We start from the raw sequence: 26,596 nt of genomic DNA on the forward strand, positions 1-26,596 counted from the left end.
ACGCCCGGTCACATTCCGAACCCGGAAGCTAAGCCCTCCAGCGCCGATGGTACTGCACTCGGGAGGGTGTGGGAGAGTAGGACACCGCCGGACAATCTTCCAGTCGAGGGCCGCCCCAGCAGGGGCGGCCCTCGACTGCGTTAGCGTTCTCGGCGGAAACGCCATCAGGAAGGATGTACCTGTGAGCTCAGGACCCCAGGGCGGGGACCGCCCCCGTCGTTACGAGGATCGCGCCGACCGCGGCCAGGGGCGTGGTGACGCCGGCCGCGACGGCCGTCGCGATGACCGTCCCTCGTACCGGGGCGGCCGCGACGACCGCCCGGGCGGCTTCCGTGGTGGCGACCGTGACAGTGGCACCCGTGGCGGCGACCGCCGCGAAGGCGGTTTCCGTGGCGGCGACCGTGAGGGTGGCTTCCGGAGTGGAAGCCGTCCGGGCGGCGACCGTCGCGAAGGCGGGTTCCGTGGCGGCGACCGTGACGGCGGTTTCCGCGGTGGTGAGCGTCGCGAGGGTGGTTTCCGTGGTGGTGACCGCCGTGAGGGTGGCTACCAGGGCGGCGAACGCCGTGAGGGCGGCTTCCGTGGTGGGGATCGTCGTGAAGGCGGCGCCCGCGAGGGTGGTTTCCGTGGCGGTGACCGTCGCGAGGGTGGCTTCCGTGGTGGCGCCCGTGAGGGTGGTTTCCGCGGCGGCGATCGTCGTGAAGGCGGCGCCCGTGAGGGTGGTTTCCGCGGCGGCGATCGTCGTGAAGGCGGCGCCCGCGAGGGTGGTTTCCGTGGCGGTGACCGTCGCGAGGGTGGCTTCCGTGGTGGCGACCGTGAGGGTGGTTTCCGCGGCGGCGATCGTCGTGAAGGCGGCGCCCGCGAGGGTGGTTTCCGTGGCGGTGACCGTCGCGAGGGCGGTTTCCGTGGTGGCGCCCGTGAGGGTGGTTTCCGCGGCGGCGATCGTCGCGAGGGCGGCGCCCGTGACGGTGGTTTCCGTGGCGGTGACCGTCGCGAGGGCGGTTTCCGTGGTGGCGACCGTGAGGGTGGTTTCCGTGGCGGGGATCGTCGTGAGGGCGGCGCCCGTGAGGGTGGTTTCCGTGGCGGTGACCGCCGTGAAGGCGGCGCCCGTGAGGGTGGTTTCCGTGGCGGTGACCGTCGCGAGGGCGGTTTCCGTGGTGGCGACCGTGAGGGTGGCTTCCGCGGCGGCGATCATCGCGAGGGCGGCGCCCGTGAGGGCGGCACCCGCGAGGGTGGCTTCCGTAGCGGTGACCGCCGTGAGGGTGGCTACCAGGGCGGCGACCGCCGGGAGAGCTATGCCGGTGGCGAGCGCCGCGACGGGGGGTTCCGCGGTGGCGACCGCGACCGTGGCTTCCGGCGCGACGACCGACGTGACGACCGGCGGCCGGGTGGCTTCCGGGGCGAGCGGGACGGTGAGCGCCGTGGCTACGGCGACCGGCCGGGCGGCGACGACCGCCGTGGCAGCTACGGTCCGCAGCGGGAGCGTCAGGACGAGCGCGGCGAGGGGCGTACCGGTGAGGCGCCGGAGCTGCCCGACGACGTGGTCGCGAGCGACCTCGACTCGGCCGTCCGGGCGGAGCTGCTCTCCCTCGCCAAGCCGGTCGCGGAGACGGTCGCCCGGCACCTGGTCGCGACCGGTCTGCTGATCGACGAGGACCCGACGCTGGCGCTGGCGCACGCCATGGCGGCCCGCCGGCTCGCCTCGCGGATCGCCGCCGTGCGGGAGGCCGTCGGGCTGGCCGCGTACCACGCGGGTGAGTGGCAGACCGCCATCGCCGAGCTGCGGACGTATCACCGGATGACCGGCCTGCAGAGCCACCTGGCGGTGCTCGCCGACTGCGAGCGGGCGCTGGGCCGGCCGGAGCGGGCCATCGACCTGTTCCGCGGCGCGGACCGGGACAAGCTCGACCAGGCTGTCGCGATCGAGCTGCTGATCGTGGCCGCCGGGGCGCGCGGTGACCTCGGGCAGAAGGATGCCGCGGTGGCGATGCTCCAGGTCCGCGAGCTGACCGGCGACTCGACCGAGCCGTGGGCGGCGCGGCTGCGCTACGCGTACGCGGACGCCCTGCTGGCGGTCGACCGGCGCGAGGAGGCACGAGAGTGGTTCTCCCGGGCCGCCGACGTCGACTCCGAGGGGGAGACGGACGCCGCGGAGCGGCTGCTGGAGCTGGACGGCGTGGTCATCGAGGGCGACGACGAGCCGGAGGACGACGCGGACACGTCCGAGGCGTCGGCCGAGGGCGACGACGACGATGACGACGACGACGATGACGACGACGATGACGACGACGACGATGACGACGACGACGATGACGACGACGATGACGACGACGACGATGACGACGACGACGATGACGACCGGGACGACGACGCTCGGCTGAGCGGCGACGGCGGTGACGCGGCCCGGGCCGGCTACCAGGACCGGGACGCAGGCGACCTGGCCGACGACGAGCTGACCGACACCGAGGCCGGCTCGCTCGCCGCCGGCACCCCGGCCGCCGCCGAGACGACCGAGGAGCCGGCCGCCGGCAGCCCGGCCGACGAGGTCACCCAGGCGCGGGCGGCCGGCGAGGGCGAGGCGGCGGACCGCCGATGACCGGGTACGCCGGTGACACCGCCTCCGGCGCGGATCGGGGAGAACCCGACCGCGCCGGGGCGGGGCGGCTCGTCGAGGCGTACTCGCTCGTCGTCTTCGACCTGGACGGCGTGATCTACCTGATCGACCGGCCCATTCCCGGCGCGGTCGAGGCGGTAGGCCGGCTGCACGCCGAGGGGCGCGCGGTCGCGTACGCGACGAACAACGCCTCCCGCCGCTCCAGCGAGGTGGCCGACCTGCTCACCGGCATGGGCGTCGCGGCCCGGCCGGCGGAGGTGCTCACCTCGGCGGCGGCCACCGCCGAACTGCTCCGCGACCGGCTGCCCGAGGGCGCGCCGGTGCTCGTGGTCGGCGCGGAGGCGCTGCGCGCCGAGCTGCGCGCGGTGGGCCTGCGGCCTGTCGCCACCGCCGACGAGGAGCCCGCCGCTGTTGCGCAGGGCTACGGCCCGCAGGTCGGCTGGTCCGACCTGGCCGAGGCGTCCCTGGCGGTACGGGCGGGCGCGCCCTGGTACGCCACCAACACCGACCGCACGCTGCCCAGCCCGCGCGGTCCGCTGCCGGGCAACGGCTCGCTCGTCGCGGTGCTGCGGACCGCGCTCGGCCGCGACCCCGACGTGGTGGTGGGCAAGCCGGAGCCGGCGCTGTTCACCACCGCCGCGCGGCGGGCCGGGACCGGACGCACGCTCGTGGTGGGCGACCGGCTGGACACCGACATCGAAGGCGCCCGCCGGGCCGGGCTGGACAGCCTGCTGGTGCTCACCGGGGTCAGCGACGCCGCCGAGCTGCTGGCCGCACCCGAGGAGCGCCGCCCCGCGTACGTCTCGTTCGACCTGGCGGGCCTGTTCGACCCGGCCGCCGTGGTGGCGGTGCCGGGCCGGACTGCAGACGGCGGCTGGTCGGTGACGGAAGCCGGCGCGGACCTCGTGCTCGACGGTTCGGGACCGCCACTGGAGGCCCTCGCGGCGCTCTGCGCGGTGGCCTGGTCGACGGGGGCCGGGCCGCGCGTGCGGGCGCAGTCCCCGGCGGCGGAGGAGGCCCTCGCCGCGTTCGGTCTCGACGGCTGAGGAGCCGGGCCGCTCAGAGCAGCTTGCGGAGCTTCATCAGGTCGAACGGGTTCGCCTTGATCGACACCCGGCGGGAGGCCACCGCCGCCATGACGTCGAGCCGGCCGTGCACCAGCGCGACGAGGTCGTCGCTGCCGGTGCTCAGCGCGATCTTCGCCTTCGGGTCGTCGCCGTCGGCCAGGTCGACCAGCCGGCCGCCCTCCAGCCGCCCGTGGAACGCGGTGCCGAGGTCGGTGATCCGGCAGGCCAGCGTGCGGTCGAGGTCGATGCGTCCCTGTGCCTCGGCGTTGCGGTCCAGCCGCGCGGCCAGGTCCTGCAACGCCTGCCGGCACTCGTCCACGCTGGCCACATCGTCTCCTCACCACGAACCACGCCGTTTCCCGGCACCGTACCGCAATGGGGGGTCCGGGGTGCCCGGTAGCGTGGCACCTGCACACCTCGCCCCGCGGAAGGACTCAGGCATGCAGGACGCGTGGCGCGCCTACCTAGAGCTGGCCATGGGCCTGACGGAGGCGCCCCGGAAGAAGGCACAGGACGCGGTCATGCGCGTCGTCGGCCAGGGCGGCGCGACCGCCGCCCAGATCCAGACGCTCGCCGAGGAACTGGTCGCGACCGGCCTGGCGAACAGGGAGTCGCTGACCAAGCTGGTCCGCTTCGAGGTGGACCGGGCACTTGGCGCGGTCGGCCTGGCCACCGCCGACGAGGTCGCCGAGCTGACCCGCCGGGTGCACGACCTGGAGCGGCAGCTGCGCGAGGCGCGCGGCCACCTCGGCCCGGGCGACACCCCGCCCGCCGGAGCGTCCGAGCCCGCCGCCGCAACACCGGCCGGGACAGCCGCCGCGCCGTCCGGTGCGACCGCACCGAAGACCGGGCCGTCGGAGGCCGGGCAGCCGAACACCGCGTCGCCCGCCGCCGAGACCCCGGCCAAGGCCCCGGCGACGACGCCGGCAAAGGCCCCCGCGACGACGCCGACGAAGGCGGTGGCGAAGAAGACGGTGGCGAAGAAGGCGGTGGCCAAGAAGACGATCGCGAAGAAGCCTCCGGCCACTGTCTCCCGTACCCCGGAAGCCGCACCGGCGAAGAAGGCCACCGGGCGCCGGGCGGCCGGCTCGTGACCGCGCCCCGGCCCGGCCCGCCGCCGGGTCCGCGGCCCGGACCGCCCCCGGGGATACGCCCCGCGCCGGTCGAGGAGGTCGGCGAGGCGAGCCACCCGGCGGTGGACGCCGCGGTGCTCGGCATGGCCAACGCCGAGGCGCTCGCCCCGGCCGACCAGATCGCCCAGTACGAGGCGGCGTACGAGACGCTGCGCGAGACCCTCGCCACCATCGACCAGGCCTGAGCAGAGGCGGAGACACACCTGATGGCTCGTCGTACCCGGCTGGACGCCGAACTGGTCCGGCGCGGGCTGGCCCGCTCCCGGGAACAGGCCGCCGCGCTGGTGGAGGCCGGTCGCGTCCAGCTGCGCGGAGTGCGGGCGCGCAAGCCCGCGGCGATGGTCGACCCGGCCGATCCGCTGCTGGTCACCGGCGAGGATCCGGCCGACGAGTACGTCTCCCGGGGCGGCCACAAGCTGGCCGGCGCGCTCGCCGCGTTCGCCCCCGGCGGGCTGACCGTCACCGGCCGGCGCTGCCTGGACGCGGGCGCGTCGACTGGCGGTTTCACCGACGTGCTGCTGCGCGCCGGCGCCGCCGAGGTGGTCGCCGTGGACGTCGGCTACGGGCAGCTCGCCTGGTCGCTTCGTACCGACGAGCGGGTGCGGGTGTTCGAGCGCACGAACGTGCGTACCCTCACGCCGGAGGCGATCGGCGGCCCGGTCGACCTGACGGTGGCCGACCTGTCGTTCATCTCGCTGCGGCTGGTGCTGCCGGCGCTTGCGGCGTGCACCGGGCCCGGCGGTGACCTGGCGCTGATGGTCAAGCCGCAGTTCGAGGTCGGCAAGGAGCGCGTCGGCGCCGGCGGTGTGGTCCGCGACCCGGCGCTGCGCGCCGAGGCGGTGCTGGACGTGGCCGCGGCGGCCGCCGGGCTCGGCCTCGGCCTGGCCGACGTGGCGGCCAGCCCGCTGCCCGGGCCGAGCGGCAACGTCGAGTTCTTCGTATGGTTGCGCGGGGACGCGCCCGCCGCGGATCCGGAGCGGGTCCGCGCGGTGGTGGCCGCCGGTCCGCAGGGCGCCGCCGCGACGGCGGCCACGACCGAGGAGGTGTCCGGGTGAGCCGTACCGCGCTGCTGGTCACGCACACCGGCCGTCGACGCAGCACCGAGCACGCCCGGGCGGTGGCCGCCGACCTGATCGCCGCCGGGTTCGAGGTGCGGGTGGTGGCCGAGGAGGCCGACGACCTGGACCTGCCGGGCGTGGTGCCGGTGACCGGCCCGGAGGCCGCCGAGGGCGCCGAGATCGTGTTCGCGCTCGGCGGGGACGGCACGTTCCTGCGCGCCGCCGAGCTGGCCCGCCCGGCCAAGGTGCCGTTGCTCGGCATCAACCTGGGCAAGGTCGGCTTCCTCGCCGAGGCGGAGATCGACGACCTGGACACCGCCGTGCGTGACGTCGTCGACCGCAACTACACGGTGGACGAACGGCTCACCCTCGACGTCACCGCCGAGTTCGAGGGCGGGCCGACCATCGAGTCGTGGGCGCTCAACGAGATCAGCGTGGAGAAGGGCGAACGCGCCCAGATGCTGGAGTTGCTCGTCGACGTGGACGGCCGGCCGCTGTCCCGGTACGGCTGCGACGGCGTGATCTGCGCGACCCCGACCGGCTCGACGGCGTACGCGTTCTCCGGCGGCGGGCCGGTGGTCTGGCCCGAGGTGGAGGCGCTGCTGCTGGTGCCGATCAGCGCGCACGCGTTGTTCAGCCGCCCGCTGGTGACCGCGCCGACGTCGACGTTCGTCATCACCGTCGACCCGTTCACCACACTGGCCGTGCTGTGCTGCGACGGGCGGCGCGTCTACGACCTGCCGCCCGGTGCCCGGGTGACGGTGCGCCGGGGCACGCTGCCGGTGCGCATCGTGCGGCTGCGGGCCCGACCGTTCACCGACCGGCTGGTGGCCAAGTTCGACCTTCCCGTCCAGGGCTGGCGGGGCAACCGTCGCTGACCAGCGGCTCAGCGGAATTCTCCGTTCGGCCCACCGGTCCCGGCCCCCGCGCGCGTTACGGTGGGCGTACGGGCCGCGAAGAGGTGAGTCCGGGCGCGGCGGTGAGGCCCGCCGCTTCCCGGATGCGGCCCAGCGTCGCGGGGCTCGGCCAGGGGGTGGTCGGGGCCGCGACGGTCGGGACGCCGGAGCGTCGTAGCCGGCCGCGGCGGGCGGACCGGCACGCCGTGTCCGGTCGGGTGTCGACCCCGGCCGGGCCGACAGGTCGCAGGGCCGCCGCCGGAGGAAGCGGCGGCACGCGAGCTGGGCGACGCGGTCTCCGGCGTCCCGGCCTCCACTCCGTCGTGCGCGTGTCCACCTGGCGACATGTCGCCGGTGCGGCGGCCCGTACCCGGTGACCCGGCGGCGGACGCCGTCGCAGACTCCGATCGCCGGGCCTCACGAGGCCGGCCTCGGAGTAGAGGAGCGTCACATGCACCGGTTCCCCCGCTGGCTCGCCGCCGGCGCGGCCGGGGCGTTGGTGGTCGGGCTCGCCGTACCGGCGTCCGCCGTACCGCCCGCCCGGCCCGCCGGCCCGCCCCCGGGCACATCCGCCCTGGGCGCGCCGCCCGCCCGCGTCACGCTGATCACCGGCGACCAGGTCGAGCTGGTCCAGGCCGCGCCGGGCCGGATCGCCGCCACCGTCCACCCCGGGCCGGGCCGTGACCGGATCGTCTTCCAGACCACGCAGGCCGACGGCGGGCTGCGGGTGCTCCCCGCCGACGTCGTGCCGTACGTGTCGGCGGGCGTGCTCGACCCGGACCTGTTCGACGTGCAGGAACTGGCCGAGCAGGGCTACGGCGACGCGGGCCTCACGGCGCTGCCGCTGATCGTGCGCTACCGGGAACCCGCCGCCGGGCGGGTGCGTCCCCTCGCCGTCGCCGCCGAGTCCCGTCCGCTGTCCAGCATCAACGGCGCCGCGCTGCGCGTCGACAAGGACGACCTGGGCGCGCTGTGGACGTCGCTGCGACAGGCGCCGCAGGCCCGCGCCGCGGGCGCCGGACCGGTCCGGCTCGGCGCGGGCGTGGAGCGCGTCTGGCTCGACGGCCGGGCCCGGGTGGCGCTGGAGCACAGCGTCCCGCAGATCGGCGCGCCCGCCGCGTGGGCGGCCGGACGCGACGGCGCCGGGGTGCGGGTCGCGGTGCTCGACACCGGCGTCGACGTCGAGCATCCCGACCTGGCCGGCCGGATCGCCGAGGCGCGTGACTTCACCGGCGGCGGCAGCGCCCGGGACGGCCACGGCCACGGCACCCACGTGGCGGCCACCGTCGCCGGCAGCGGCGCGGGCTCCGCGGGGCTGCGCAAGGGCGTCGCGCCGGGCGCGCGGCTGCTGGTCGGCAAGGTGCTCGACGACTCCGGCTCCGGCTACGACTCCGGCATCATCGCCGGGATGGAGTGGGCCGCGCGCTCCGGCGCGAAGGTGGTCAGCATGAGCCTCGGCGGCGCGCCCACCGACGGCACCGACCCGATGAGCCAGGCCGTGAACGACCTGACCGCCGAAACCGGCGCGCTGTTCGTGATCGCCGCCGGCAACGACGGTGAGCCGCGCAGCGTCGGCTCGCCCGGCGCGGCCACCGCCGCGCTCACCGTCGGCGCGGTCGACCGCGACGACGTGCTCGCCGACTTCTCCAGCCGCGGCCCGCGCCTGGGCGACAACGGCCTGAAGCCGGAGATCACCGCGCCGGGCGTCGGCATCGTCGCGGCCCGCGCCGCCGGCACCACAATGGGTACGCCTGTGGACGACGCCTACACCCGCGCCTCGGGCACCTCGATGGCCACGCCGCACGTCGCGGGCGCGGCGGCCGTCCTGGCGCAGGAGCATCCCGGATGGACCGCTGCGCAGCTCAAGGACGCGCTGGTCAGCACCACCCGGCCGAGCGCCGGCGCGACGGTGTTCGAGCAGGGCGCCGGGCGGGTCGACGTGGCCCGCGCGCTGCGCCAGCGGGTGTACGGCACGGCCACCGCCGACTTCGGCCGGCTGACCACGGGCGGGCCGGCCGCGACCCGGACGGTGCGCTACGTCAACGGCACCGCCGCCGCGCAGACGCTGCGGCTGGCGCTGGAGCTGCGCAACCTGGACAGCGGCGCGGCCGAGACCGACGGCCTGACGCTCGACGCCGCCACGGTGACCGTGCCGGCCGGCGGCGGCGTGGACGTGCCGCTGCGCGCCGACCCGGCCCGGCTGGACCGGGGTCCGCACGGCGGCTGGCTGGTGGCCACCGGCGCGGACGGTGTGACGGTGCGTACCGCGGTCGGGCTCACGCTCAGCGGCCCGCAGCACACCGTGACGCTGCGCGCGCTGGACCCGGCCGGGCGGCCCGGATCGTCGCCGGTGGTGACGCTGTTCGGTGAGCACCCGGAGTCGGACGCGATGGGCTGGCTCGGCGGCGGCGACGAGTGGCAGGTCCAGGTGGAGGAGGGCCCGTACCTGCTGCACGCGCTGATCGAGCACGGCGCGCCGCTGGACGAGCAGCTCACCCTGGTCACCGACCCGGAACTGACAGTGGACCGGGACCTCACGGTGGTGCTCGACCCGCGGCGCGGCACGCCGGTACGGATCGAGACGCCGAAACCGTCCGAGCAGCGGGCCGTGCTGAGCTTCTACCAGCACCGGGTGTTCGGCAACGGCCGGCAGGTCGCCCACGGCGTGATGACGTTCAGCACCGTGCAGCAGCTCAACGTCACCCCGACCCGGCAGGTACGCCACGGCGAGTTCGAGTTCTCCTCGCGCTGGCAGCTCGTCGCGCCGATGGTCGACATCGACGTCAGCGGCGTGTCCGGCGCGCTGGACGTCAACCTGATGGGCCAGTCGCCGGCCCCGGCCGGGCGGCAGCGGCTGCGTCTGGTCGCCGCCGGCACCGGCGCACCAGGTGAGCTGGCCGGGGTGCGGGGCGCGGCGGCGCTGCTCACCGCGTCCGCCGACCGGTCCGAGGAGGAGCAGGTGGCCGCCGCGGCGGCGGCCGGTGCGAAGGCGGTGCTGATCGTGCGGCCGGCGGACCAGAGCGCGTGGACGGTGTGGCGCCCGACCGGGGAGCGGCTCCCGGCACCGGCGCTGGCGGTGGCGTACGACGACGGGCAGCGGCTGCTCGCGGCGGCGCGTACCGGCCGGGCCCGCATCGACCTGACGCTCACCGTGGACAGCCCATACCTCTACGACGTGTTCCAGGTGTCGAAGGGCCGGGTGCCGGAGCGGATCCTCCACCGGGTCACCGCCGCCAACACGGCCGAGGTGACCGCGCGCTACGGCGACACCGGCGGCCTGGACTGGGCCACCGAGCAGCGGTTCGGGTGGCGGCCCTGGCAGGAGTTCTCCTGGAACGACGACCAGCGGATGGTGCGTACCGGGACGACCCGGCGGGAGTACGTCAGCTCCGGTGACTCGTGGTGGCAGCACCGGGTGCTGCACCGGCTGATGTTCTCCAGCATGGGGACGCTGACCGGCGGCCTGTCCGACCGGCCCCGGCGCTACGCGGCCACCGACCGGACCACCGAGTCGTGGCACACGCCGCTGGTGCGCCCCGCGGTGGCGGCCGGTGCGGCCGCGCCGAGCCGGACCGCTGACACGCTCGACCTGCGCGTGGCCGAGTTCGTCGACGCCGACGGTCACGCCGGCGTGGACAACCGGTCGGAGGAGCAGGACACGGTGACCCGCCGGGTCAGCCGGGACGGCCGGCAGATCGCCGACCTGTCCGCCGGCTGGGCGCCGGTGCCGGCCACTGCCGGTCCGGCCCGCTACCGCCTCGACGTGACCACGGCCCGGTCCTCGGCCCAGTGGCGGTGGGCGACCCGTACCGAGACGGCGTGGGAGTTCACCTCGGCCCGCCCGTCCGGTGACGCGGCCCGGCCGCTGCCGCTGCTCCAGGTCGACTACCGGGTGCCGGCTGACCTGCGCGGCGAGGTGCCCGGCAGGCGGAAGCACACCGTCGGGCTGACGCTGCGCCACCCGGCCGGGCTGCCCGCGCCGGCCGGCACGACGGTACGCGCCGAGGTGTCGTTCGACGGCGGACGCACCTGGCGCACGGCGCCGGTACGCGGCTCCGGCACCCGGTTCACCGCCGAGGTGCCGGCCGGGCGCGGCACGGTGTCGCTGCGCGTCTCGGCGCGGGACCGTGCCGGCAGCACCGTGACGCAGACCGTGATCGACGCGTACGGGCTGCGGTGAGACGCCGGGGCGGGGCGGTCCTGGGGCCGTCCTGCCCCGGCCCCGGTCAGATCCAGCCGCGCCGCGCGGCCTGGAACGCCAGCCCGGGCCGGGTGTCCACACCGGCGGCGGCCATCAGGTCGGCCAGCCGCCGCTGCACGGTACGCCGGCTCACCCCGAGCTGTGACGCGATCGACTTGTCCGGCACCCCGGCGACGAACAGCGACAGCAGCCGCGCCTCGTCGCCGTCGGGCTGGTAGCCGGTGCCGGCCCGGTCGGCGGGCGTGCCGAGCGGCGTCGCCATCAGCCAGTGGCTCTCGAACAGCGCCAGCAGCGCGTCCAGCAGCTGGCTGCGGCCGATCACCGCGGCGGTCGGCTCCCCGCCGTCACGGTCGGGCACCAGCGGGCAGACCGCGGTACGACCGTCCACCACGGCCAGTCGCACCGGCAGCCGGTCCAGCACCCGAGCCTGCTCCCCGGCGTGTACGCCCCGCTCCACGTCGGCGAGCGCGCCCGGCTCCAGCAGCATCGCCCGTTCGTAGATGGCCCGGTACCGCACCCCACGGGCCAGCGCGTCGAACTCCTCGACGTTCTCCGGGCCGGGCATCGCCAGCGGGTTCGCCCGGCAGAACCAGAGCACCTCCTCGCGCGCGCCGTTCTGCAGTTCGCGCAGCCGTTCCCGTAGTGCCCGCGCGCCGGTGACCACCTCGACCAGGTGCGCGGCGTCGTGGCGGCGCATCCCGGCCCGGTAGTCCTCGGCGAGCCGGCTGACGGCGGCACGGGCCTCCTCCAGCGCCGACTGGCGGCGCAGCAGCGCCTCGCCGAGCGGCACGTCCGGCGCGAGCGGCCGCAGCGGCGCGTCCGGTTCCGGGCCGGTCGGCAGCACGAGACCCTTGTCCCGCAAGGCGTCCAGCCGGGCGACGACCTCCGCGCGGGGTCGTCCCAGCCGCTGCGCGAGCTCACCGGCCCGGGCCGTGTTCGCCCGTACCAGGCTGCGGTAGAGCTCCTCCTCGTCCGGGGTCAGGCCGATCTCCTCCAGCACGGGGCTGAACTGTACGGGTGCCCGCGGCTCGCCCTGCCGGCTGGTCAACTGTCACACGGCGGGGCTACTGTCGGGTGCTGTGCTGGAAGAGCTGCGCATCACCGGACTGGGCGTCATCGAGGACACCACGCTGCCGCTGGCCGCGGGGATGAACGTCATCACCGGCGAGACCGGCGCCGGCAAGACCATGGTGGTGACCGGCCTCGGCCTGCTCTTCGGCGGCCGTGCCGACGCCGGCCGGGTGCGCGCCCAGCCGGGCCGCGCGGCGGTGGAGGGCCGGCTTCGCCTGAGCGGACGGGTGGCCGAGGCGGTGCACGCCCGCATCCTCGACGCCGGTGGCGAGCCCGACGAGGACGGCTCGCTGCTGCTCAGCCGCACCGTGACCATCGAGGGCCGCTCCCGCGCGCACCTGGGCGGGCGGGCCATGCCGGTGTCCACGCTCGGCGAGGTCGGCGAGCAGGTGCTGGCCGTGCACGGCCAGTCCGACCAGCTGCGGCTGCTGCGCCCGGCCGAGCAGCGCGCCTCGCTCGACCGGTTCGCCGGGCCGGAGCACGAGAAGCTGCTCGACGCGCTGCGCGAGACGTACGCCCGGTGGCGCACCGTCGTCGACGACCTGGCCGACCGGCGGCGTAACGCCCGCGAGCGCAACCAGGAGGCCGACCTGCTGCGGCTGGGCCTGGACGAGATCACCCGGGTCGATCCGCAGCCGGGGGAGGACGACGAGCTGAAGGCCGAGGCGCAGCGGCTGGAGCACGCCGAGGGGTTGCGTACCGCCGCGCAGGTGGCGCAGCAGTGCGTGGCCGGCGGCGTCGAGGCGACCGACGAGACGCCGGACGCGACGGTGTTGCTCGGCACCGCGCGGCGCACGCTGGAGGCGCAGGCCGGCACCGACCCGGCGCTGGGTGAGCTGGCCGCCCGGCTGGAGGAGGCGGCCACGCTCGTCACCGACGTGGCCGCGGAGCTGTCGGCCTACCTGGCCGCGCTGGACGCCGACCCGGCCCGCCTGCAGACCGTGTACGAGCGGCGGGCCGCGCTGCGCGCGCTCACCCGCAAGTACGCCGACGACGTCGACGGTGTGGTGGCGTGGGCCGAGCGGGCCCGCACGCGGCTGTCCGATCTGGACACGTCCGACGAGCTGCTGGACGAGCTGGACCGCGAGGCGACCCGGCTCGCCGGTGAGGTGGCCGACCTGGCCGGGCGGGTGTCGGCGTCCCGGCGGGAGGCGGCGGTGCGCTTCGCCGAGGAGGTGACGGTCGAGCTGGCCGGGCTGGCGATGCCGCACGCCCGGATCGAGGTGGCGGTGCTGCCGCGCCCGGCGGGCCGGTCCGAGCCGAGCCTGCCGGTCAACGGCGTCGAGACCGGCGTCGGCGCGGACGGCGCCGACGAGGTGGAGCTGCGGCTGCTGGCGCACCCGGGCGCGCCGGCGCTGCCGTTGCAGAAGGGCGCGTCCGGCGGTGAGCTGTCCCGGGTGATGCTCGCCATCGAGGTGGTCTTCGCCGGTTCCGGCGGCCCGCCCACGCTGGTGTTCGACGAGGTCGACGCCGGTGTCGGCGGTCAGGCCGCGGTGGAGATCGGCCGCCGGCTGGCCCGGCTGGCCCGTAGCCACCAGGTGCTCGTGGTCACGCACCTGCCGCAGGTCGCCGCGTTCGCCGACCGGCACCTGGTGGTGGCCAAGGACACCGGGGGAGCGGTCACCACGAGCGGGGTGCGCGTGGTGGAGGACACCGAGCGTGCCCGGGAACTGGCCCGGATGCTCGCCGGTTTGCCGGACTCGGATCTGGGTATCGCCCATGCCGAGGAGCTCCTGGCCGTGGCGGCCAAGGAAAGGCGTCCGTGATACCCCGATTGTGAGCGCAAGCACACCGGCGCGGGTTCCGGTGTGCTTCCCTGGGTAGGCGGCCCTGCTCAGGCATGTCGCGACAGCAAAACCTGCCTCACATGCCAGGATGGTCACGATGCGTCTACCCACACTGCGCCGGAGCCGGAACCCGGAGCCGGGCTCCATCGTCGGCACCGCGCGCCTCGACCGGCGGACGAAACGGCTGGTCGGGCGGCTGCGACCCGGCGACATCGCGGTCATCGACCACGTCGACCTGGACCGGGTGGCGGCCGACTCGCTCGTCGCGGTGGGTGTGGCGGCGGTCCTGAACGCCAAGCCGTCGGTCTCCGGCCGCTATCCCAACCTCGGGCCGGAGGTGCTGATCTCGGCCGGCATCCCGCTGCTGGACGACCTCGGCGAGAGCGTCTTCGAGCAGGTCCGCGAGGGCGACCGGGTCCGCATCGAGGGCAACACCGTCTTCGTCGGCGACGAGCCGGTCGCGCACGGCTCGCTGCAGGACGCCGAAACGGTCGCCAAGGCGATGGCAGACGCCCGCGAGGGCCTGTCGGTGCAGTTGGAGGCGTTCGCCGCCAACACGATGGACTACCTGCGCCAGGAACGCGACCTGCTGCTCGACGGCGTCGGCGTACCGGAGATCCAGACCCGGATCCAGGGCCGGCACTGCCTGATCGTGGTCCGCGGCTACGACTACAAGGCCGACCTGGACGTGCTGCGCCCGTACATCCGGGAGTTCAAGCCGGTGCTGATCGGCGTGGACGGCGGCGCCGACGCGCTGGTCGAGGCCGGCTACACGCCGGACATGATCATCGGGGACATGGACTCGGTCACCGACGACGTGCTGCGCTGCGGCGCCGAGGTGATCGTGCACGCCTACCCGGACGGGCGCGCGCCGGGCCTGGCCCGGGTCAACGGGCTCGGCGTACCGGCGATCACCTTCCCGGCGGCGGCCACCAGCGAGGACCTGGCCATGCTGCTGGCCGACGAGAAGGGCGCCTCGCTGCTGGTGGCGGTCGGCACGCACGCCACCCTGGTGGAGTTCCTCGACAAGGGGCGCGGCGGCATGGCGTCGACGTTCCTGACCCGGCTGAAGGTCGGTGGCAAGCTGGTCGACGCCAAGGGCGTCAGCCGGCTCTACCGGCAGAGCATCTCCGGGTCGTCGCTGCTGCTGCTGGTCCTGTCGGCGGTGGCCGCGATGGCCTCCGCGGTGGCGGTCTCCACCGTCGGGAAGGCGTATCTGGGCGTGGTCTCCGAATGGTGGGACAATTTCGTGTTCCAGCTCGGCCAGCTCTTCTAGCTCCCCGACGATCAAGAGGCTGCAAGCGTGATCAACTTTCGCTACCACGTGGTGTCCCTGACCGCGGTGTTCCTGGCACTGGCGATCGGCCTGGTGGTCGGCACAGCCGCCCTCAACGGGCCGGTCGCCGACTCGCTCCGGGAGAACGTCAACGGCCTGCGCAAGGACAACTCGCTGATGCGCCAGTCGGTCAACAGCATGCAGAAGCAGCTGGAGACCGAGGAGGACTTCGCCGCCGAGATGGCCCAGCTCGTGCTGCCCGGCAAGCTGACCGGCCGCCGCGTGCTGGTGCTCACCCTGCCCAGCGGCCGCGACCAGGCCGAGGGCGTGGTGAAGATGCTCCAGACCGCCGGCGCCGACGTCACCGGCCGCATCGCCGTGCAGGACAAGTTCGTCAACCCGGACAGCAACAACAACCTGCTGGAACTGGCGGTCACCGCGGCCCGGCCGAACAGCGCCCCCACCGGCAACCTGCCCGGCAACGGCCACGGCGTGGAGACCTCCAGCGCGCTGCTGGCAAACGTGCTGGTCGACCGCCCGGCCGGGAGCCCGCCGGTCAGCGAGGCCGACCGGCGCGCCGTGCTGGAGCAGTACGCCACCGCCGGGTACCTCACCCCGGCGGACAAGATCTCCGCCGCCGCCGAGGCGGTGGTGATGGTCACCGGCCAGCCGTACGTGGACAAGGACTCGGCGAAGAAGGACGAGTCGGTGGTGAAGATCGCCGAGCAGTTCGACCGGTCCGGCGCGCTCGTGGTCGCCGGCATGGGCTCGACCGGCGGCAACCTCGTCTCCGTGGTCCGCGGCGACCCGGTGCTGTCGCAGACCATCTCCACCGTCGACAACGCCAACACCGTGCAGGGCCAGCTGGGCACCAGCCTCGCCCTGGCGCAGCAGCTCACCGAGAAGAAGACCGGCCAGTACGGCGTGGGCGACAACGCCACCTCCCGGGTGCCTACACTGCCCCGGTGACCGCTGCGGGCCGCCCGGTCCGTGCCGCGTCGCGTTCGAAGTCCGGATCGAGGAGGTCCCGTGAGACTGGGTCGGCTGCTGGCCGTGGGCGCGGGCGCGCTGGCCGCCCGCTACGTGCTGCGTCAGACGCGCACGTCGCCCGGCGGCCCGGCGCTGGAGCGCACCAACTACCGGGGCCGCACCGTGACCCTGGCCGCCGGTCCGGCCCTGGCCGTCGGCGCGGCCACCGGGGCCGCGCTCGGCGCCGGTAGCGCGCCGGCCGGCGCCGCCGCACTCGTCGCCGGGCTCGGCGCGGGCGCTGTCGGCCTCTACGACGACGTGGTCGGCGCGCGCCCCGAACAGAAGGCCGCCAAGGGGTTCGCCGGGCATCTCGCCGCGCTGCGCGAGGGTCAGGTCACCGCCGGGATGGTCAAGGTCGCCGGGGTGGGCGTGGCCGGGCTGGGTGCGGCCGCGCTGCTCGCCGCCGACCGGCGGGTCGCCGCGCATCCGCGCCGCCGGCGGGCCGGGGCGTTCGGCCGCGGGCTCGACGTGCTGCTCGGCGCCGGCGTGGTGGCCGGCACCGCGAACCTGGTCAACCTGCTCGACCTGCGGCCCGGCCGGGCGCTGAAGTCCGGCATGCTGCTCGGCGCGCCGCTGACCACCGGCCCGTACGGCGGCGTCGCCGCGGGCGCCGTGGGCGCCTCGGCCGCACTGGTCGGCGACGATCTCGGCGAGCGCGTGATGGTGGGCGACAGCGGCGCCAACGCGCTCGGCGCGCTGCTCGGGGTGAGCCTCGCCGCGCGTACCGGGCCGCTGGGCCGGGCCGGCGTGCTGGCCGTGCTCGCCGCGCTCACCGCCGCCAGCGAGAAGGTCAGCTTCACCCAGGTCATCGCGTCCACGCCGGGGCTGCGGCACCTCGACGAGCTGGGCCGGCTCCCGGACTGACGTGACGAAACCGGCTCCTCTCGCCGCCGCCGGCCGGGTCGCCGGGGCGGCCGCCCTCATCGCCGTCCTCACCGTCCTCAGCCGGCTCGCCGGCTTCGGCCGTACCGCCGTGTTCACCTGGATGCTGGGCCCCACCGACCTCGGCGGCGCCTACCTGGTGGCGAACTACGTACCGAACTTCATCTTCGAGATCGTCGCCGGTGGGGCGCTCGCCAGTCTCGTCGTACCGCTGCTCGCAGGCGCCGTCGAGGCGGGTGACCGGCGCGCGGTGGCCGCGACCACCGGCGCGCTGCTGACCTGGACGCTGAGCCTGCTGGTACCGCTGGCGGTGCTGCTGGCGGTGTTCGCCGACCCGCTGCCCGGCCTGATCGGGAACGGTCTCAGCGAGACGCAGCAGGCCTCCGGGGCGCGGATGCTGCGGGTCTTCGCGCCGCAGTTGCCGCTGTACGGCGTGGGCATCGTGCTGACCGGCGTGCTTCAGGCGCACCGGCGCTTCGCCTGGCCGGTGATCGCGCCGCTGCTGTCCAGCGTCACGGTCATCGGCGTGTACCTCGGGTTCACCGCCGCCGAGGGGCGGCTGGCCACGATCGGGGAGGCCGGGCGCGGCGGCGAGTTGCTGCTGTCCGCCGGCACCACGCTCGGCGTGGTGGTGCTCTCGCTGTCGCTGCTGATCCCGGTGCGCCGGCTGCGGCTGCGGATCCGGCCGGGCTACCGGTTCCCGGCCGACGCCCGGGCCCGGGTCGGCGGGCTGGTGGTCGCCGGTGCGGTCACCGTGGCCGCCCAGCAGATCGCGCTGGTGGTCGCGCTCAACCAGGTCACCTACGGCCGGACCGCCGACGTCAGCGTCTACAACCTCGCGCAGACCGTCTACTTCCTGCCCTGGGCGGTGCTGGCCGTGCCGCTCGCGGTGGCCGCGTACCCGACGCTCGTCGCGGCCCGGGCCACCGGTGACGAGCGCGCCTACCGGGAGACGCTGGCCCCGGCGGTACGCGGCGTCGTGCTGCTCAGTCTGCTCGGCGCCGCCGCTCTCGTCGGCACCGCGATCCCGGTCGGGCACTTCTTCTTCGCCGACCCGCTCGACGCGCGTACCGCGGCGGCCGGCATCGCCGGGTTCGCGCCCGGCCTGGTCGGCTACGGCCTGTTCGCGGTCCTCACCCGTGCGCTGTACGCCCGCGGCGAGACCCGCGCGGCCACCGTCGCCACCGCGCTCGGCTGGCTCAGCGTGCCCGCGCTCGCCGTGGTGTCCGCCCAGGTGGCGCCGCTGGCCGACCGGGTGCTCGCGGTGACGCTGGCGACGTCGGCCGGCATGCTGCTGCTCGGCGCGCTGCTGATCGCCGCGGTCCGGCGGGCCGCAGGCGGCGAGGCGCTGGCCGGGATCGGCCGGGCCGGCACCGCCGGACTGCTCGCCGCCGTGGTCGCCGGCGCCGGCGGGGCGGCCGTCGCGGCGGGACTCGCCGGGCTCGGTGACGGCACCCCGACGACACCGTGGGCCCTCGCGCAGGGCATGCTGTCCGGGGTCGTGGTCGGTGTCCTGTTCCTCGCCGTCGCCTGGCTGACCGACGCCCGCGACCTGCGGCCGCTGCTCGCGACCGTGACCCGCCGGCTGCGCCGGCGACGCCCGGCCGGTGGGGACGACGGCCCGCCGGCGCAGCAGCACCCCGGCGAGCGGGGTGACGGAAGGGAGACCGTTTCCTCATGACGGACGCCTCGCCGGCACCGCGCTGGCCCGGGTCGGTGGCCCTGGTGCTCGCCTCCAGCACCGGCGGGGTCGGGCAGCACGTGCGCTCGATCAGCCGAGGGCTCACCGAGGCCGGCGCGTCCGTGCTGGTCTGCGGCCCGGCCGCCACCGAGGAACAGTTCGGCTTCACCGGCGCCGGAGCCCGGTTCACGCCGGTGGAGATCCCGGCCAGCCCCACGCCGGGTGACGCGCGCGCGGTCACCGCGCTGCGCCGGGCGCTCGCCGGCACACCTGTCGACGTGGTGCACGCGCACGGGCTGCGCGCCGGCCTGGTCGCCGCGCTCGCCCGTCCCGCCGCGCCGCTGGTGGTCACCTGGCACAACGCGGTCCTCGCCGGTGGCCTGCGCGGTGCGGTGTCCCGGCTGGTCGAGCGGGTCGTGGCCCGGTCCGTGCGGGTCGCCCTGGGCGCCTCCGCCGACCTGGTCGACCGTGCCGCCGCGCTCGGTGCCGCCGACGCCCGCCTGGCCCCGGTCGCCGCGCCGGCGCTGCCCGCGCCGCGCCGCCGCCGCACCGCGGTACGCGCCGAGTTCGGCGTCGCCGCCGACCGCCCGCTGATCCTGTCGGTGGGCCGGCTGCACCCGCAGAAGCGGTACGACGTGCTGATCGACGCCGCCGCCCGCTGGCGGACCCGTACCTCCGCCCCGCTCGTGGTGATCGCGGGCAGCGGTCCGGCGTACCTGCCGCTGGCCGCCCGGATCTCGGCCGCCCGCGCGCCGGTGACGCTGCTCGGGCACCGCACCGACGTGGCGGACCTGCTGGGCGCCGCCGACCTGGCGGTGGTGACGAGCGACTGGGAGGCCCGCCAGTTGTTCGCGCAGGAGGCGCTGCGGGCCGGCGTACCGCTGGTCGCGACCGCCGTCGGCGGTCTGCCGGACCTGGTCGGCGACGCGGCGGTGCTGCTGCCGCCGGGCGACGTGGACGCCGTCGACGCGGCGGTGCGCGACCTGCTCGACGATCCCGCCCGCCGGGCCGACCTGGGCCGGCGCGGCCTGGCCCGGGCCGCGACCTGGCCCACCGAGGCGGACACCGTGGCCGCGCTCGCCGGCCTCTACGCCGAGCTGACGCCGCAGCTCTCCACCGGGAACCGCTGATGCTGCGCAGACTGACCCCGGTGCTGCTGACCCTGGTCGTGGTGGTGCTTGGTATCACCGCGCTGTCCGCCCGCCCGGACGACGGCGCGACCCGGCCGAACGCCGACTACGTGGTGCTCGTCGGCGCGGCGGGCCTGCGGTGGGACGACGTCGACCCGGAGAACACGCCGACGCTGTGGCGGATGGCCGAGCAGGGCGCGATCGGGTCGCTCTCGGTGCGCTCCGCGCACCGCCCCACCTGCCCGGTCGACGGCTGGCTCACGCTTGGCGCGGGGAACTTCGCCGCCTGGCCCGGCGCCCGCCCGAGCGGCGGCTGCCCGGCCACCGCCGTCACAGTCGAACGGCCCGACGGCATCGGCGCGAACCTGCCCGACCAGGCCAGCGCGGTCGTGCACAACCAGGAGCAGCTCTCCTGGGGCGCCACGCCCGGTGCGCTGGCCGAGTCGGTGCGCTGCTCGGTGGCGGTCGGGCCGGGTGCCGCGGTGGCCGCCGCCCGCCCGTTCGGCCGGGTCGACAGGTACGCGCCCACGCTCCCCGAGGACCCGGCCGAACTGCTCGGCTCCTGCGTGCTGAGCATCGTCGACGTCGGCACCGTCGACGACGAGGATCCGGCCGTACGGGCCGCGCAGGCGCGGCAGGCCGACGCCCGGCTGGCCCGGGTGCTCGCCGCCCGGCCGCCGCGCTCGCTGGTGCTGGTCGCCGGTGTGTCCGACACCGACTCCCCGGCGCGGCTGCACGTCGCTGTCGCCGACGGCCCCGGCTGGGAGGGCGGCTGGCTGACCTCGCCCAGCACCGCCCGGTCCGGCTACCTGCAACTGATCGACCTGGCCCCGACCGTGCTCGCCGTGCTCGACAAGCCGATGCCGGAACGGGCGTTCCTCGGCCGCCCCGCGGTGACTGTCGACGACCGGCCGGACGACCTGCGGGCCGCGATCGAGGCGCCGGCCGACGCGGACCGGGAGGCCGCCGCCCAGCGCCGCGTCGCCGGCTGGTTCTTCACGCTGCTGGCCGCCGCGCAGCTCGCCCTCGCCGTGGCGGTGCTGCCGCTGCTGCGCCGGGCCCGCCGGCTCGCCGGCCCGCACGGGCCGGAACCGGTGTCCCCGCGCATCGTCGCCGTGGTGGAACTGATGCTGATCGCCGCCGCGCTCGCCGTGCCCGCGGCGTTGCTCGCCGACGCCGTGCCCTGGTGGCGCGGCGACCACGCCGGCCTCTGGTACGCCTCGGTGACCGCGCTGCTCATCGTCGGCGGCACCGCGGCGGTCCGGTTCACCCCTGGACACGAGCGCACCCTCGGCCCGCTCGGGGCGGTGGCCGGGCTGGCCACGCTCGTCGTCGGCGTCGACGTGCTCACCGGCTCCCGCCTGCAGCTCAACGGCGTGGTCGGCTACTCGGCGCTGGAGGGCGGCCGGTACGCCGGGCTCGGCACCGTCGGGCTGGGCGTGTTCATCGCCGGGGCGCTGCTGTGCGGCGGCTGGCTCGCCCAGCGGTTCCGCAAGGGCTGGCGGCCGATGGTGATGGTGACTGTCGGCGGGCTCGCAGTGGTGATAGTGGGCAGCCCGTACCTGGGCGCCGACTCGATCGGCGCGATCGCGCTCACCGCCGGCGTCAGCGTCGCGGCAGCGATCTGCAGCGGCGGATGGCTCACCGTGAGCCGGCTGGCCTGGGCCACCATGGCCGCGCTGGCGGTCACCGTCGGCTTCGCCCTGGTCGACCTGGGCCGTCCGGCGGACGAGCGGGGCAGCCTGGGCCGGTTCCTGGCCGCTGTGGGCGACGGCACCGGCGGGCTCACCGTGCACCGGTCCAGCAGCTCCAACATCCAGACGCTGGTGAACAGCCCGCTCACCGTGCTGGCCCTGGCCGGGGCGGCGCTGGTCTGGCTCGCGCTGCTCCAGCCGTGGGGCGGGCTGATGCGGCTGTTCGGCATCTACCCGGCGATCCGGGCGGCGATGGCCGGCACCGCCGTGGCCGTCGGGCTGGGCGGAATCCTCGGCGGGTCGGCGCTGGACGTGGCCGGCGCGGCGGCGGCTCTCGTGGTGCCCATGGCGGCCCTGGCGGCGCTACGGGTGCTCGACCACTCCACCGACCGTACGGTGCCCGACAGCGGCCGTGGCGGCGGCGAGACGGGCGCGGTCCCACCGGGCGGCCCGGACGACTCCTCCAGGGGCGGCGCGGCCGGCGACGCCCCCGCCGGCGACGGTGCGGACGGTGGTCGGCCGGCGGGCGACGGTGCGGCCGGTGACGGTGCCGGCGACCCGGGGAAGGCCGTGGAGCCGGCCGGACCGGACGGGCAGGGCCCCGCAGGCACGGAGGCGCCGGACGGGCCACGCGCCGACGCCGTCGTGCGGGTGCCCGCACAGCCGACCCCGGCGTCCTCGGAGATCCCCGCCGGCTGACCCGCCCGCGCGGCCCGCCAGGTCTGCCGCCCGCCAGGTCGGGGAGGTGGCGGGGTCGAGGCCCGGTGGAAGGCACCACATCGGCGAGCTGGTGTCGATCAAGGCCCGGACCCGGGCCGGATCCGGCCCGGATCCGGCCTCACGTGCGCCGACAGCGGGTGCGACGCCGGCTCACGGTCCGGATGGTGTTACCGTGGAATCCCGTGGATCGCGTGATCACTCTGCTGATCGGCACGGCGGTTCGCACGACCGCTACGGACGACACGGGAGCAGGCCTTGGCCCCTACAGCACGGACGACCAGGCACATTTTCGTCACCGGGGGCGTCGCCTCCTCGCTGGGTAAGGGCCTCACCGCCTCCAGCCTCGGGAGTCTGCTGACCGCGCGCGGACTGCGCGTGGTGATGCAGAAGCTCGACCCGTACCTGAACGTCGACCCCGGGACGATGAACCCGTTCCAGCACGGCGAGGTCTTCGTCACCGAGGACGGCGCCGAGACCGACCTCGACGTCGGGCACTACGAGCGGTTCCTCGACCGGGACCTCTCCGGCAAGGCGAACGTCACCACCGGCCAGATCTACTCGGCGGTGATCGCCAAGGAGCGGCGCGGGGAATACCTCGGCGACACGGTGCAGGTCATCCCGCACATCACCAACGAGATCAAGGCCCGCATCCGCGGCATGGCCGACCCGGACGCCGACGGCCAGGTGCCCGACGTGGTGATCACCGAGGTCGGCGGCACGGTCGGCGACATCGAGTCGCTGCCGTTCCTGGAGTCGATCCGGCAGATCCGCCACGACCTGGGCCGGGACAACTGCTTCTACCTGCACGTGTCGCTGGTGCCGTACCTGGCGCCGTCGGGCGAGCTGAAGACCAAGCCGACCCAGCACTCGGTGGCGCAGCTGCGCAGCATCGGCATCCAGCCCGACGCACTGGTGCTGCGCTGCGACCGGGAGATCCCGGAGAAGGTCAAGGAGAAGCTGTCGCTGTACTGCGACGTCGACCGGGAGGCGGTCACCGCCGCGCCGGACGCGCCGAGCATCTACGACATCCCCAAGGTGCTGCACCGCGAGGGCCTCGACGCGTACGTGGTGCGCCGGCTCGGCCTGTCGTTCCGCGACGTGGACTGGACCCGCTGGGACGACCTGCTGGAGCGGGTGCACCAGCCCCGGCACACGATCACCGTCGCGCTCGTCGGCAAGTACGTCGACCTGCCCGACGCGTACCTGTCGGTCAGCGAGGCGATCCGGGCGGCCGGGTTCGGCCACCGCGCCCGGGTGCAGCTCAAGTGGGTGCCCAGCGACGACTGCGTGACCCCGGCGGGTGCCGCCGCCGCGCTGTCCGGCGTCGACGGCATCGTGATCCCCGGCGGCTTCGGCGTCCGCGGCATCGAGGGCAAGGTCGGCACCGCCCGGTACGCGCGGGAGAACGGCATCCCGCTGCTGGGCCTCTGCCTCGGCCTGCAGTGCATGACCATCGAGGTGGCCCGGCACCTGGCCAACCTCGACGGGGCGAACTCCCTGGAGTTCGACGAGGAGGCCGTGCACCCGGTCATCGCCACCATGGCCGACCAGGAGGACATCGTCGCCGGGCGCGGCGACCTGGGCGGCACCATGCGGCTCGGCGCGTACCCGGCGAAGCTGGCCGAGGGTTCGATCGTCGCCGAGGCGTACGGCAGCACCGAGGTCAGCGAGCGGCACCGGCACCGGTACGAGGTGAACAACGCCTACCGCGACCAGCTCACCAAGGCCGGCCTGACCATCTCCGGCACGTCGCCGGACGGGCGGCTGGTCGAGTTCGTCGAGCTGGACCGCAACCTGCACCCCTTCTTCGTGGCCACCCAGGCGCACCCGGAGCTCAAGAGCCGGCCCACCCGGCCGCACCCGCTGTTCGCCGCGTTCGTCGGCGCCGCCGTGGCGTACTCGCAGGCCGACCAGCTGCCGGTGGACCTGGACGGCGCGTCGAAGAAGGCCGGCCGCAGCGGTGGCGCGAAGGCCTCGGCGAAGTGAGCGGCCGGTCCGCGCGAGCGGGCGGGGCGGCGGCGTGAGCGGCGTCGAGCACCGGTACGAGGTGACCGGCCGCCGGGACATCTGGTCCGGCCGGATCTTCTCCGTGGTCAGCGACGACGTCACCATGCCCGGCGGCGGCAGCGCGACCCGCGACTACGTGCGGCACGTCGGCGCGGTCGCCGTGGTGGCGCTCGACGACGCCGGTCAGGTGGTGCTGATCCGCCAGTACCGGCACCCGGTCGGCCGGCACCTGTGGGAGCTGCCCGCCGGGCTGATGGACGTCGGCGGCGAGGACCTGGCCGCCGCCGCGCTGCGGGAGCTGGCCGAGGAGGCGGACCTGACCGCCGGGCGCGTCGACGTGCTCGTCGACCTGCACAGCTCGCCCGGCTTCGCCGACGAGGTGGTCCGGGTCTTCCTGGCCCGTGACCTGGCCGACGTGCCGGCCGACCAGCGGCACGACCGGCACGACGAGGAGGCCGACCTCCAGGTGGTCCGCGTGGACCTGGACGAGGCGGTACGGATGGTGCTGGCCGGCGAGATCACCAACGCGTCCTGCGTGGCCGGTCTGCTCGCCGCCGCCCGCGCCCGCGACACCGGCTTCACCGAGCTGCGCCGCCCGGAGACGCCGCTACCGCGCTGATCCGGGACGGACGACGAAGGGGCCGCGCGGTGCGACGCACCGCGCGGCCCCTTTCGTGTGCCGGCGCTCAGTCGCGCAGCGGGCGGCCCTGCCCGTCGACGCCACCGTTGACCAGGATCAGGATGCCGTCGATGGTGCCCCAGAGCGCGCCGAAGCCACAGGTCACGACGCTCACCACGAGCTGGAGGACGCCGGTCTTGGTGTCGCCCATGTAGAACCGCCCGGCGCCGAAGAAGCCGAGCACGATGCCGAGTACACCCGCGACGACCTTGCTCTTGTCCGAGACGCCCTGCGGGTACTGCTGATAAGGAGTGGTCATGAGCGGACACAATAGTGATCGGTCCACGTCCTGTCGGCCTCGCCACCCAGCCGGTGGGAAGATGTCATCGAACTTTGTCCTCTCGGCGGATGGCGTCTCCACCGGGCAGTCCGAGGCATGCCTGACACACCGTCAGCACCAGCGGGCACCGGATGTCACAGTGTCGCCGTCCGTGGGCTTCCCACGGGCCTAGACTGCCGCCGGCGGGACAGGAGGACCACGCCGGCAACGGAGCCGGCGCGGCCGCGCAGTCGGGGGTGAGCCGCCCCGGAGGAAGGTGTCTGCATCGTGAAGGTCGGAATCCCCCGCGAGGTCAAGAACCACGAGTACCGGGTGGCGATCACGCCCGCCGGCGTCAACGAGTTCACCCGCCACGGCCACGAGGTCTTCGTGGAGGCAGGCGCCGGAGTCGGCTCCAGCATCACCGACGACGAGTTCGCCGCCGCCGGCGCGAAGATCCTGGCCACCGCCGACGAGGTGTGGGACACCGCCGATCTGGTGCTGAAGGTCAAGGAGCCGATCGCCGAGGAGTACCACCGGATGCGCGAGGGGCAGGTGCTGTTCACCTACCTGCACCTGGCCGCGTCCCGCGAGTGCACCGACGCGCTGGTCGACCGGAAGGTCACCGGCATCGCGTACGAGACGGTCGAGCTGCCCGACCGCTCGCTGCCGCTGCTGGCCCCGATGTCCGAGGTGGCCGGCCGCCTCGCCCCGCAGGTGGGCGCCTTCTACATGATGCGTACCGGTGGCGGTCGGGGCGTGCTGCCCGGCGGCGTCTCCGGTGTGTACGCCGCGAAGACCGTGGTCATCGGCGCGGGCGTGTCCGGCCTGAACGCCGCCGCCATCGCGCTCGGCCTGCAGTCCGAGGTGCTGCTGCTCGACAAGAACGTGGCCCGGCTGCGCTCCGCCGACGCCATCTACCGGGGCCACCTGCAGACCGTCGCCTCCAACGCGTACGAGATCGAGCGGGCCGTGCTCGACGCGGACCTGGTCATCGGCGCGGTGCTGGTGCCCGGCGCGAAGGCCCCGAAGCTCATCTCCAACGAGCTGGTCTCCCGGATGAAGCCGGGCAGCGTGCTCGTCGACATCGCCATCGACCAGGGCGGCTGCTTCGAGGACTCGCGCCCGACCACGCACGCCGACCCGGTCTACAAGGTCCACGACTCGATCTTCTACTGCGTGGCGAACATGCCCGGCGCGGTGCCGAACACCAGCACCTACGCGCTGACGAACGTGACCCTGCCGTACGCCCTCGAACTGGCGAACCAGGGCTGGCAGCAGGCGCTGCGCAACGACCCGGCGCTGGCCCTCGGTCTGAACACCCACGCCGGCAAGGTCGTCTACGGCCCGGTCGCCGAGGCGCACGGCATGGACGTGCTGCCGCTGGACGAGGTGCTGAGCTGACCGACGCCGCC

21 protein-coding genes and 1 rRNA gene are annotated in these 26,596 nt (G+C 75.2%); 18 read left to right on the plus strand and 4 right to left on the minus strand.

The genetic code is table 11. The features are described from left to right. Nucleotides 1-93: ribosomal RNA gene (rrf, locus tag SM452_RS29160) — 5S ribosomal RNA — on the plus strand; the annotation flags it as partial. Nucleotides 94-187: 94 nt separating this feature from the next. Here rrf and SM452_RS29165 read toward each other — a convergent pair. Next, a complete protein-coding gene (locus tag SM452_RS29165; RefSeq protein ID WP_463841108.1) occupies nucleotides 188-1,621 on the minus strand; it encodes a hypothetical protein in 1,434 nt (477 codons plus the stop codon). 57 nt (nucleotides 1,622-1,678) lie between these two features. On the opposite strand from SM452_RS29165, the gene SM452_RS29170 reads away from it, so the two are divergent. Together SM452_RS29170 and SM452_RS29175 are read left to right on the plus strand one after the other, a co-directional pair. After that, nucleotides 1,679-2,593 carry a Replicase polyprotein 1ab gene (locus SM452_RS29170; RefSeq protein ID WP_463841119.1) on the plus strand — a complete coding sequence of 305 codons (915 nt, stop codon included), beginning with the start codon at nucleotides 1,679-1,681 and terminating at the stop codon, nucleotides 2,591-2,593. Further along, nucleotides 2,590-3,657, plus strand: a complete 1,068-nt coding sequence (locus tag SM452_RS29175) for an HAD-IIA family hydrolase (protein ID WP_463841109.1) — start codon at nucleotides 2,590-2,592, stop codon at nucleotides 3,655-3,657. The genes SM452_RS29170 and SM452_RS29175 overlap by 4 nt, the downstream gene beginning before the upstream one ends. 13 nt (nucleotides 3,658-3,670) lie before the next feature. Here the strand turns inward: SM452_RS29175 and SM452_RS29180 are convergent, their stop codons facing one another. Then, complete coding sequence (locus tag SM452_RS29180) at nucleotides 3,671-4,006, minus strand: SCP2 sterol-binding domain-containing protein (RefSeq protein WP_194799846.1); 336 nt, start codon at nucleotides 4,004-4,006, stop codon at nucleotides 3,671-3,673. Between the two features lie 112 nt (nucleotides 4,007-4,118). Between SM452_RS29180 and SM452_RS29185 the strand changes: the two genes are divergently transcribed. The 5 genes from SM452_RS29185 to SM452_RS29205 all read left to right on the plus strand — a co-directional run bounded on the left by SM452_RS29185 (nucleotide 4,119) and on the right by SM452_RS29205 (nucleotide 10,945). Continuing rightward, nucleotides 4,119-4,772, plus strand: a complete 654-nt coding sequence (locus tag SM452_RS29185) for a phasin family protein (RefSeq protein WP_463841110.1) — start codon at nucleotides 4,119-4,121, stop codon at nucleotides 4,770-4,772. Next, a complete protein-coding gene (locus SM452_RS29190; protein WP_463841111.1) occupies nucleotides 4,769-4,996 on the plus strand; it encodes a hypothetical protein in 228 nt (75 codons plus the stop codon). The genes SM452_RS29185 and SM452_RS29190 overlap by 4 nt, the downstream gene beginning before the upstream one ends. Nucleotides 4,997-5,017: 21 nt before the next feature. Further along, complete coding sequence (locus tag SM452_RS29195) at nucleotides 5,018-5,866, plus strand: TlyA family RNA methyltransferase (protein ID WP_194799849.1); 849 nt, start codon at nucleotides 5,018-5,020, stop codon at nucleotides 5,864-5,866. Continuing rightward, nucleotides 5,863-6,747 (plus strand): NAD kinase, encoded by an 885-nt coding sequence (locus SM452_RS29200; RefSeq protein ID WP_013285580.1) that lies wholly within the window; start codon nucleotides 5,863-5,865, stop codon nucleotides 6,745-6,747. Before SM452_RS29195 ends, SM452_RS29200 begins: the two co-directional genes overlap by 4 nt. 469 nt (nucleotides 6,748-7,216) lie before the next feature. Continuing rightward, complete coding sequence (locus tag SM452_RS29205; RefSeq protein ID WP_355511242.1) at nucleotides 7,217-10,945, plus strand: S8 family serine peptidase; 3,729 nt, start codon at nucleotides 7,217-7,219, stop codon at nucleotides 10,943-10,945. 46 nt (nucleotides 10,946-10,991) lie between these two features. Here the strand turns inward: SM452_RS29205 and SM452_RS29210 are convergent, their stop codons facing one another. After that, nucleotides 10,992-11,966, minus strand: coding sequence for a helix-turn-helix domain-containing protein (locus SM452_RS29210; RefSeq protein ID WP_262016055.1), 975 nt, complete (start codon nucleotides 11,964-11,966; stop codon nucleotides 10,992-10,994). Nucleotides 11,967-12,045: 79 nt separating this feature from the next. Between SM452_RS29210 and recN the strand changes: the two genes are divergently transcribed. The 9 genes from recN to SM452_RS29255 all read left to right on the plus strand — a co-directional run bounded on the left by recN (nucleotide 12,046) and on the right by SM452_RS29255 (nucleotide 24,862). Next, a complete protein-coding gene (recN, locus tag SM452_RS29215; protein WP_013285583.1) occupies nucleotides 12,046-13,803 on the plus strand; it encodes a DNA repair protein RecN in 1,758 nt (585 codons plus the stop codon). 118 nt (nucleotides 13,804-13,921) lie between these two features. After that, the gene (gene steA / locus SM452_RS29220) at nucleotides 13,922-15,100 is read left to right on the plus strand and encodes a putative cytokinetic ring protein SteA (RefSeq protein WP_194799853.1); all 1,179 of its coding nucleotides are present in this window, start codon (nucleotides 13,922-13,924) and stop codon (nucleotides 15,098-15,100) included. Between the two features lie 27 nt (nucleotides 15,101-15,127). Then, nucleotides 15,128-16,069 carry a copper transporter gene (locus SM452_RS29225; RefSeq protein ID WP_463841112.1) on the plus strand — a complete coding sequence of 314 codons (942 nt, stop codon included), beginning with the start codon at nucleotides 15,128-15,130 and terminating at the stop codon, nucleotides 16,067-16,069. A 60-nt stretch (nucleotides 16,070-16,129) separates the two neighbouring features. Next, nucleotides 16,130-16,993 (plus strand): hypothetical protein, encoded by an 864-nt coding sequence (locus tag SM452_RS29230; protein WP_047894135.1) that lies wholly within the window; start codon nucleotides 16,130-16,132, stop codon nucleotides 16,991-16,993. Between the two features lies 1 nt (nucleotide 16,994). Further along, nucleotides 16,995-18,692 carry a murein biosynthesis integral membrane protein MurJ gene (murJ, locus tag SM452_RS29235; protein WP_463841113.1) on the plus strand — a complete coding sequence of 566 codons (1,698 nt, stop codon included), beginning with the start codon at nucleotides 16,995-16,997 and terminating at the stop codon, nucleotides 18,690-18,692. Then, on the plus strand, nucleotides 18,689-19,822 hold the full coding sequence (locus tag SM452_RS29240) for a glycosyltransferase family 4 protein (protein ID WP_463841114.1): 1,134 nt from the start codon (nucleotides 18,689-18,691) through the stop codon (nucleotides 19,820-19,822). Before murJ ends, SM452_RS29240 begins: the two co-directional genes overlap by 4 nt. Further along, nucleotides 19,822-22,215, plus strand: coding sequence for a hypothetical protein (locus SM452_RS29245; RefSeq protein WP_463841115.1), 2,394 nt, complete (start codon nucleotides 19,822-19,824; stop codon nucleotides 22,213-22,215). Before SM452_RS29240 ends, SM452_RS29245 begins: the two co-directional genes overlap by 1 nt. Nucleotides 22,216-22,491: 276 nt before the next feature. Then, a complete protein-coding gene (locus tag SM452_RS29250) occupies nucleotides 22,492-24,222 on the plus strand; it encodes a CTP synthase (protein ID WP_262016061.1) in 1,731 nt (576 codons plus the stop codon). 34 nt (nucleotides 24,223-24,256) lie between these two features. After that, a complete protein-coding gene (locus SM452_RS29255) occupies nucleotides 24,257-24,862 on the plus strand; it encodes an NUDIX domain-containing protein (protein ID WP_463841116.1) in 606 nt (201 codons plus the stop codon). A gap of 67 nt (nucleotides 24,863-24,929) precedes the next feature. Here SM452_RS29255 and SM452_RS29260 read toward each other — a convergent pair whose 3' ends face one another. After that, complete coding sequence (locus tag SM452_RS29260; protein WP_018788825.1) at nucleotides 24,930-25,181, minus strand: TM2 domain-containing protein; 252 nt, start codon at nucleotides 25,179-25,181, stop codon at nucleotides 24,930-24,932. A gap of 288 nt (nucleotides 25,182-25,469) precedes the next feature. Here SM452_RS29260 and ald point away from each other — a divergent pair, with 288 nt between their 5' ends. Then, nucleotides 25,470-26,585 (plus strand): alanine dehydrogenase, encoded by a 1,116-nt coding sequence (gene ald / locus SM452_RS29265; RefSeq protein ID WP_030274367.1) that lies wholly within the window; start codon nucleotides 25,470-25,472, stop codon nucleotides 26,583-26,585. The last annotated feature ends 11 nt before the right edge of the window (nucleotides 26,586-26,596 follow it).

The organism is Micromonospora sp. SYSU B005 (assembly GCF_055362685.1).

What these genes read in the sequence shown, in the direction of transcription:
- SM452_RS29170 (WP_463841119.1), top strand. Translation starts at nt 1,679, where the DNA reads ATGGCGGCCCGCCGGCTCGCCTCGCGGATCGCCGCCGTGCGGGAGGCC.
- SM452_RS29175 (WP_463841109.1), top strand. Translation starts at nt 2,590, where the DNA reads ATGACCGGGTACGCCGGTGACACCGCCTCCGGCGCGGATCGGGGAGAA.
- SM452_RS29185 (WP_463841110.1), top strand. Translation starts at nt 4,119, where the DNA reads ATGCAGGACGCGTGGCGCGCCTACCTAGAGCTGGCCATGGGCCTGACG.
- SM452_RS29195 (WP_194799849.1), top strand. Translation starts at nt 5,018, where the DNA reads ATGGCTCGTCGTACCCGGCTGGACGCCGAACTGGTCCGGCGCGGGCTG.
- SM452_RS29205 (WP_355511242.1), top strand. Translation starts at nt 7,217, where the DNA reads ATGCACCGGTTCCCCCGCTGGCTCGCCGCCGGCGCGGCCGGGGCGTTG.
- steA (WP_194799853.1), top strand. Translation starts at nt 13,922, where the DNA reads ATGCGTCTACCCACACTGCGCCGGAGCCGGAACCCGGAGCCGGGCTCC.
- SM452_RS29240 (WP_463841114.1), top strand. Translation starts at nt 18,689, where the DNA reads ATGACGGACGCCTCGCCGGCACCGCGCTGGCCCGGGTCGGTGGCCCTG.
- SM452_RS29245 (WP_463841115.1), top strand. Translation starts at nt 19,822, where the DNA reads ATGCTGCGCAGACTGACCCCGGTGCTGCTGACCCTGGTCGTGGTGGTG.
- SM452_RS29260 (WP_018788825.1), bottom strand. Translation starts at nt 25,181, where the DNA reads ATGACCACTCCTTATCAGCAGTACCCGCAGGGCGTCTCGGACAAGAGC.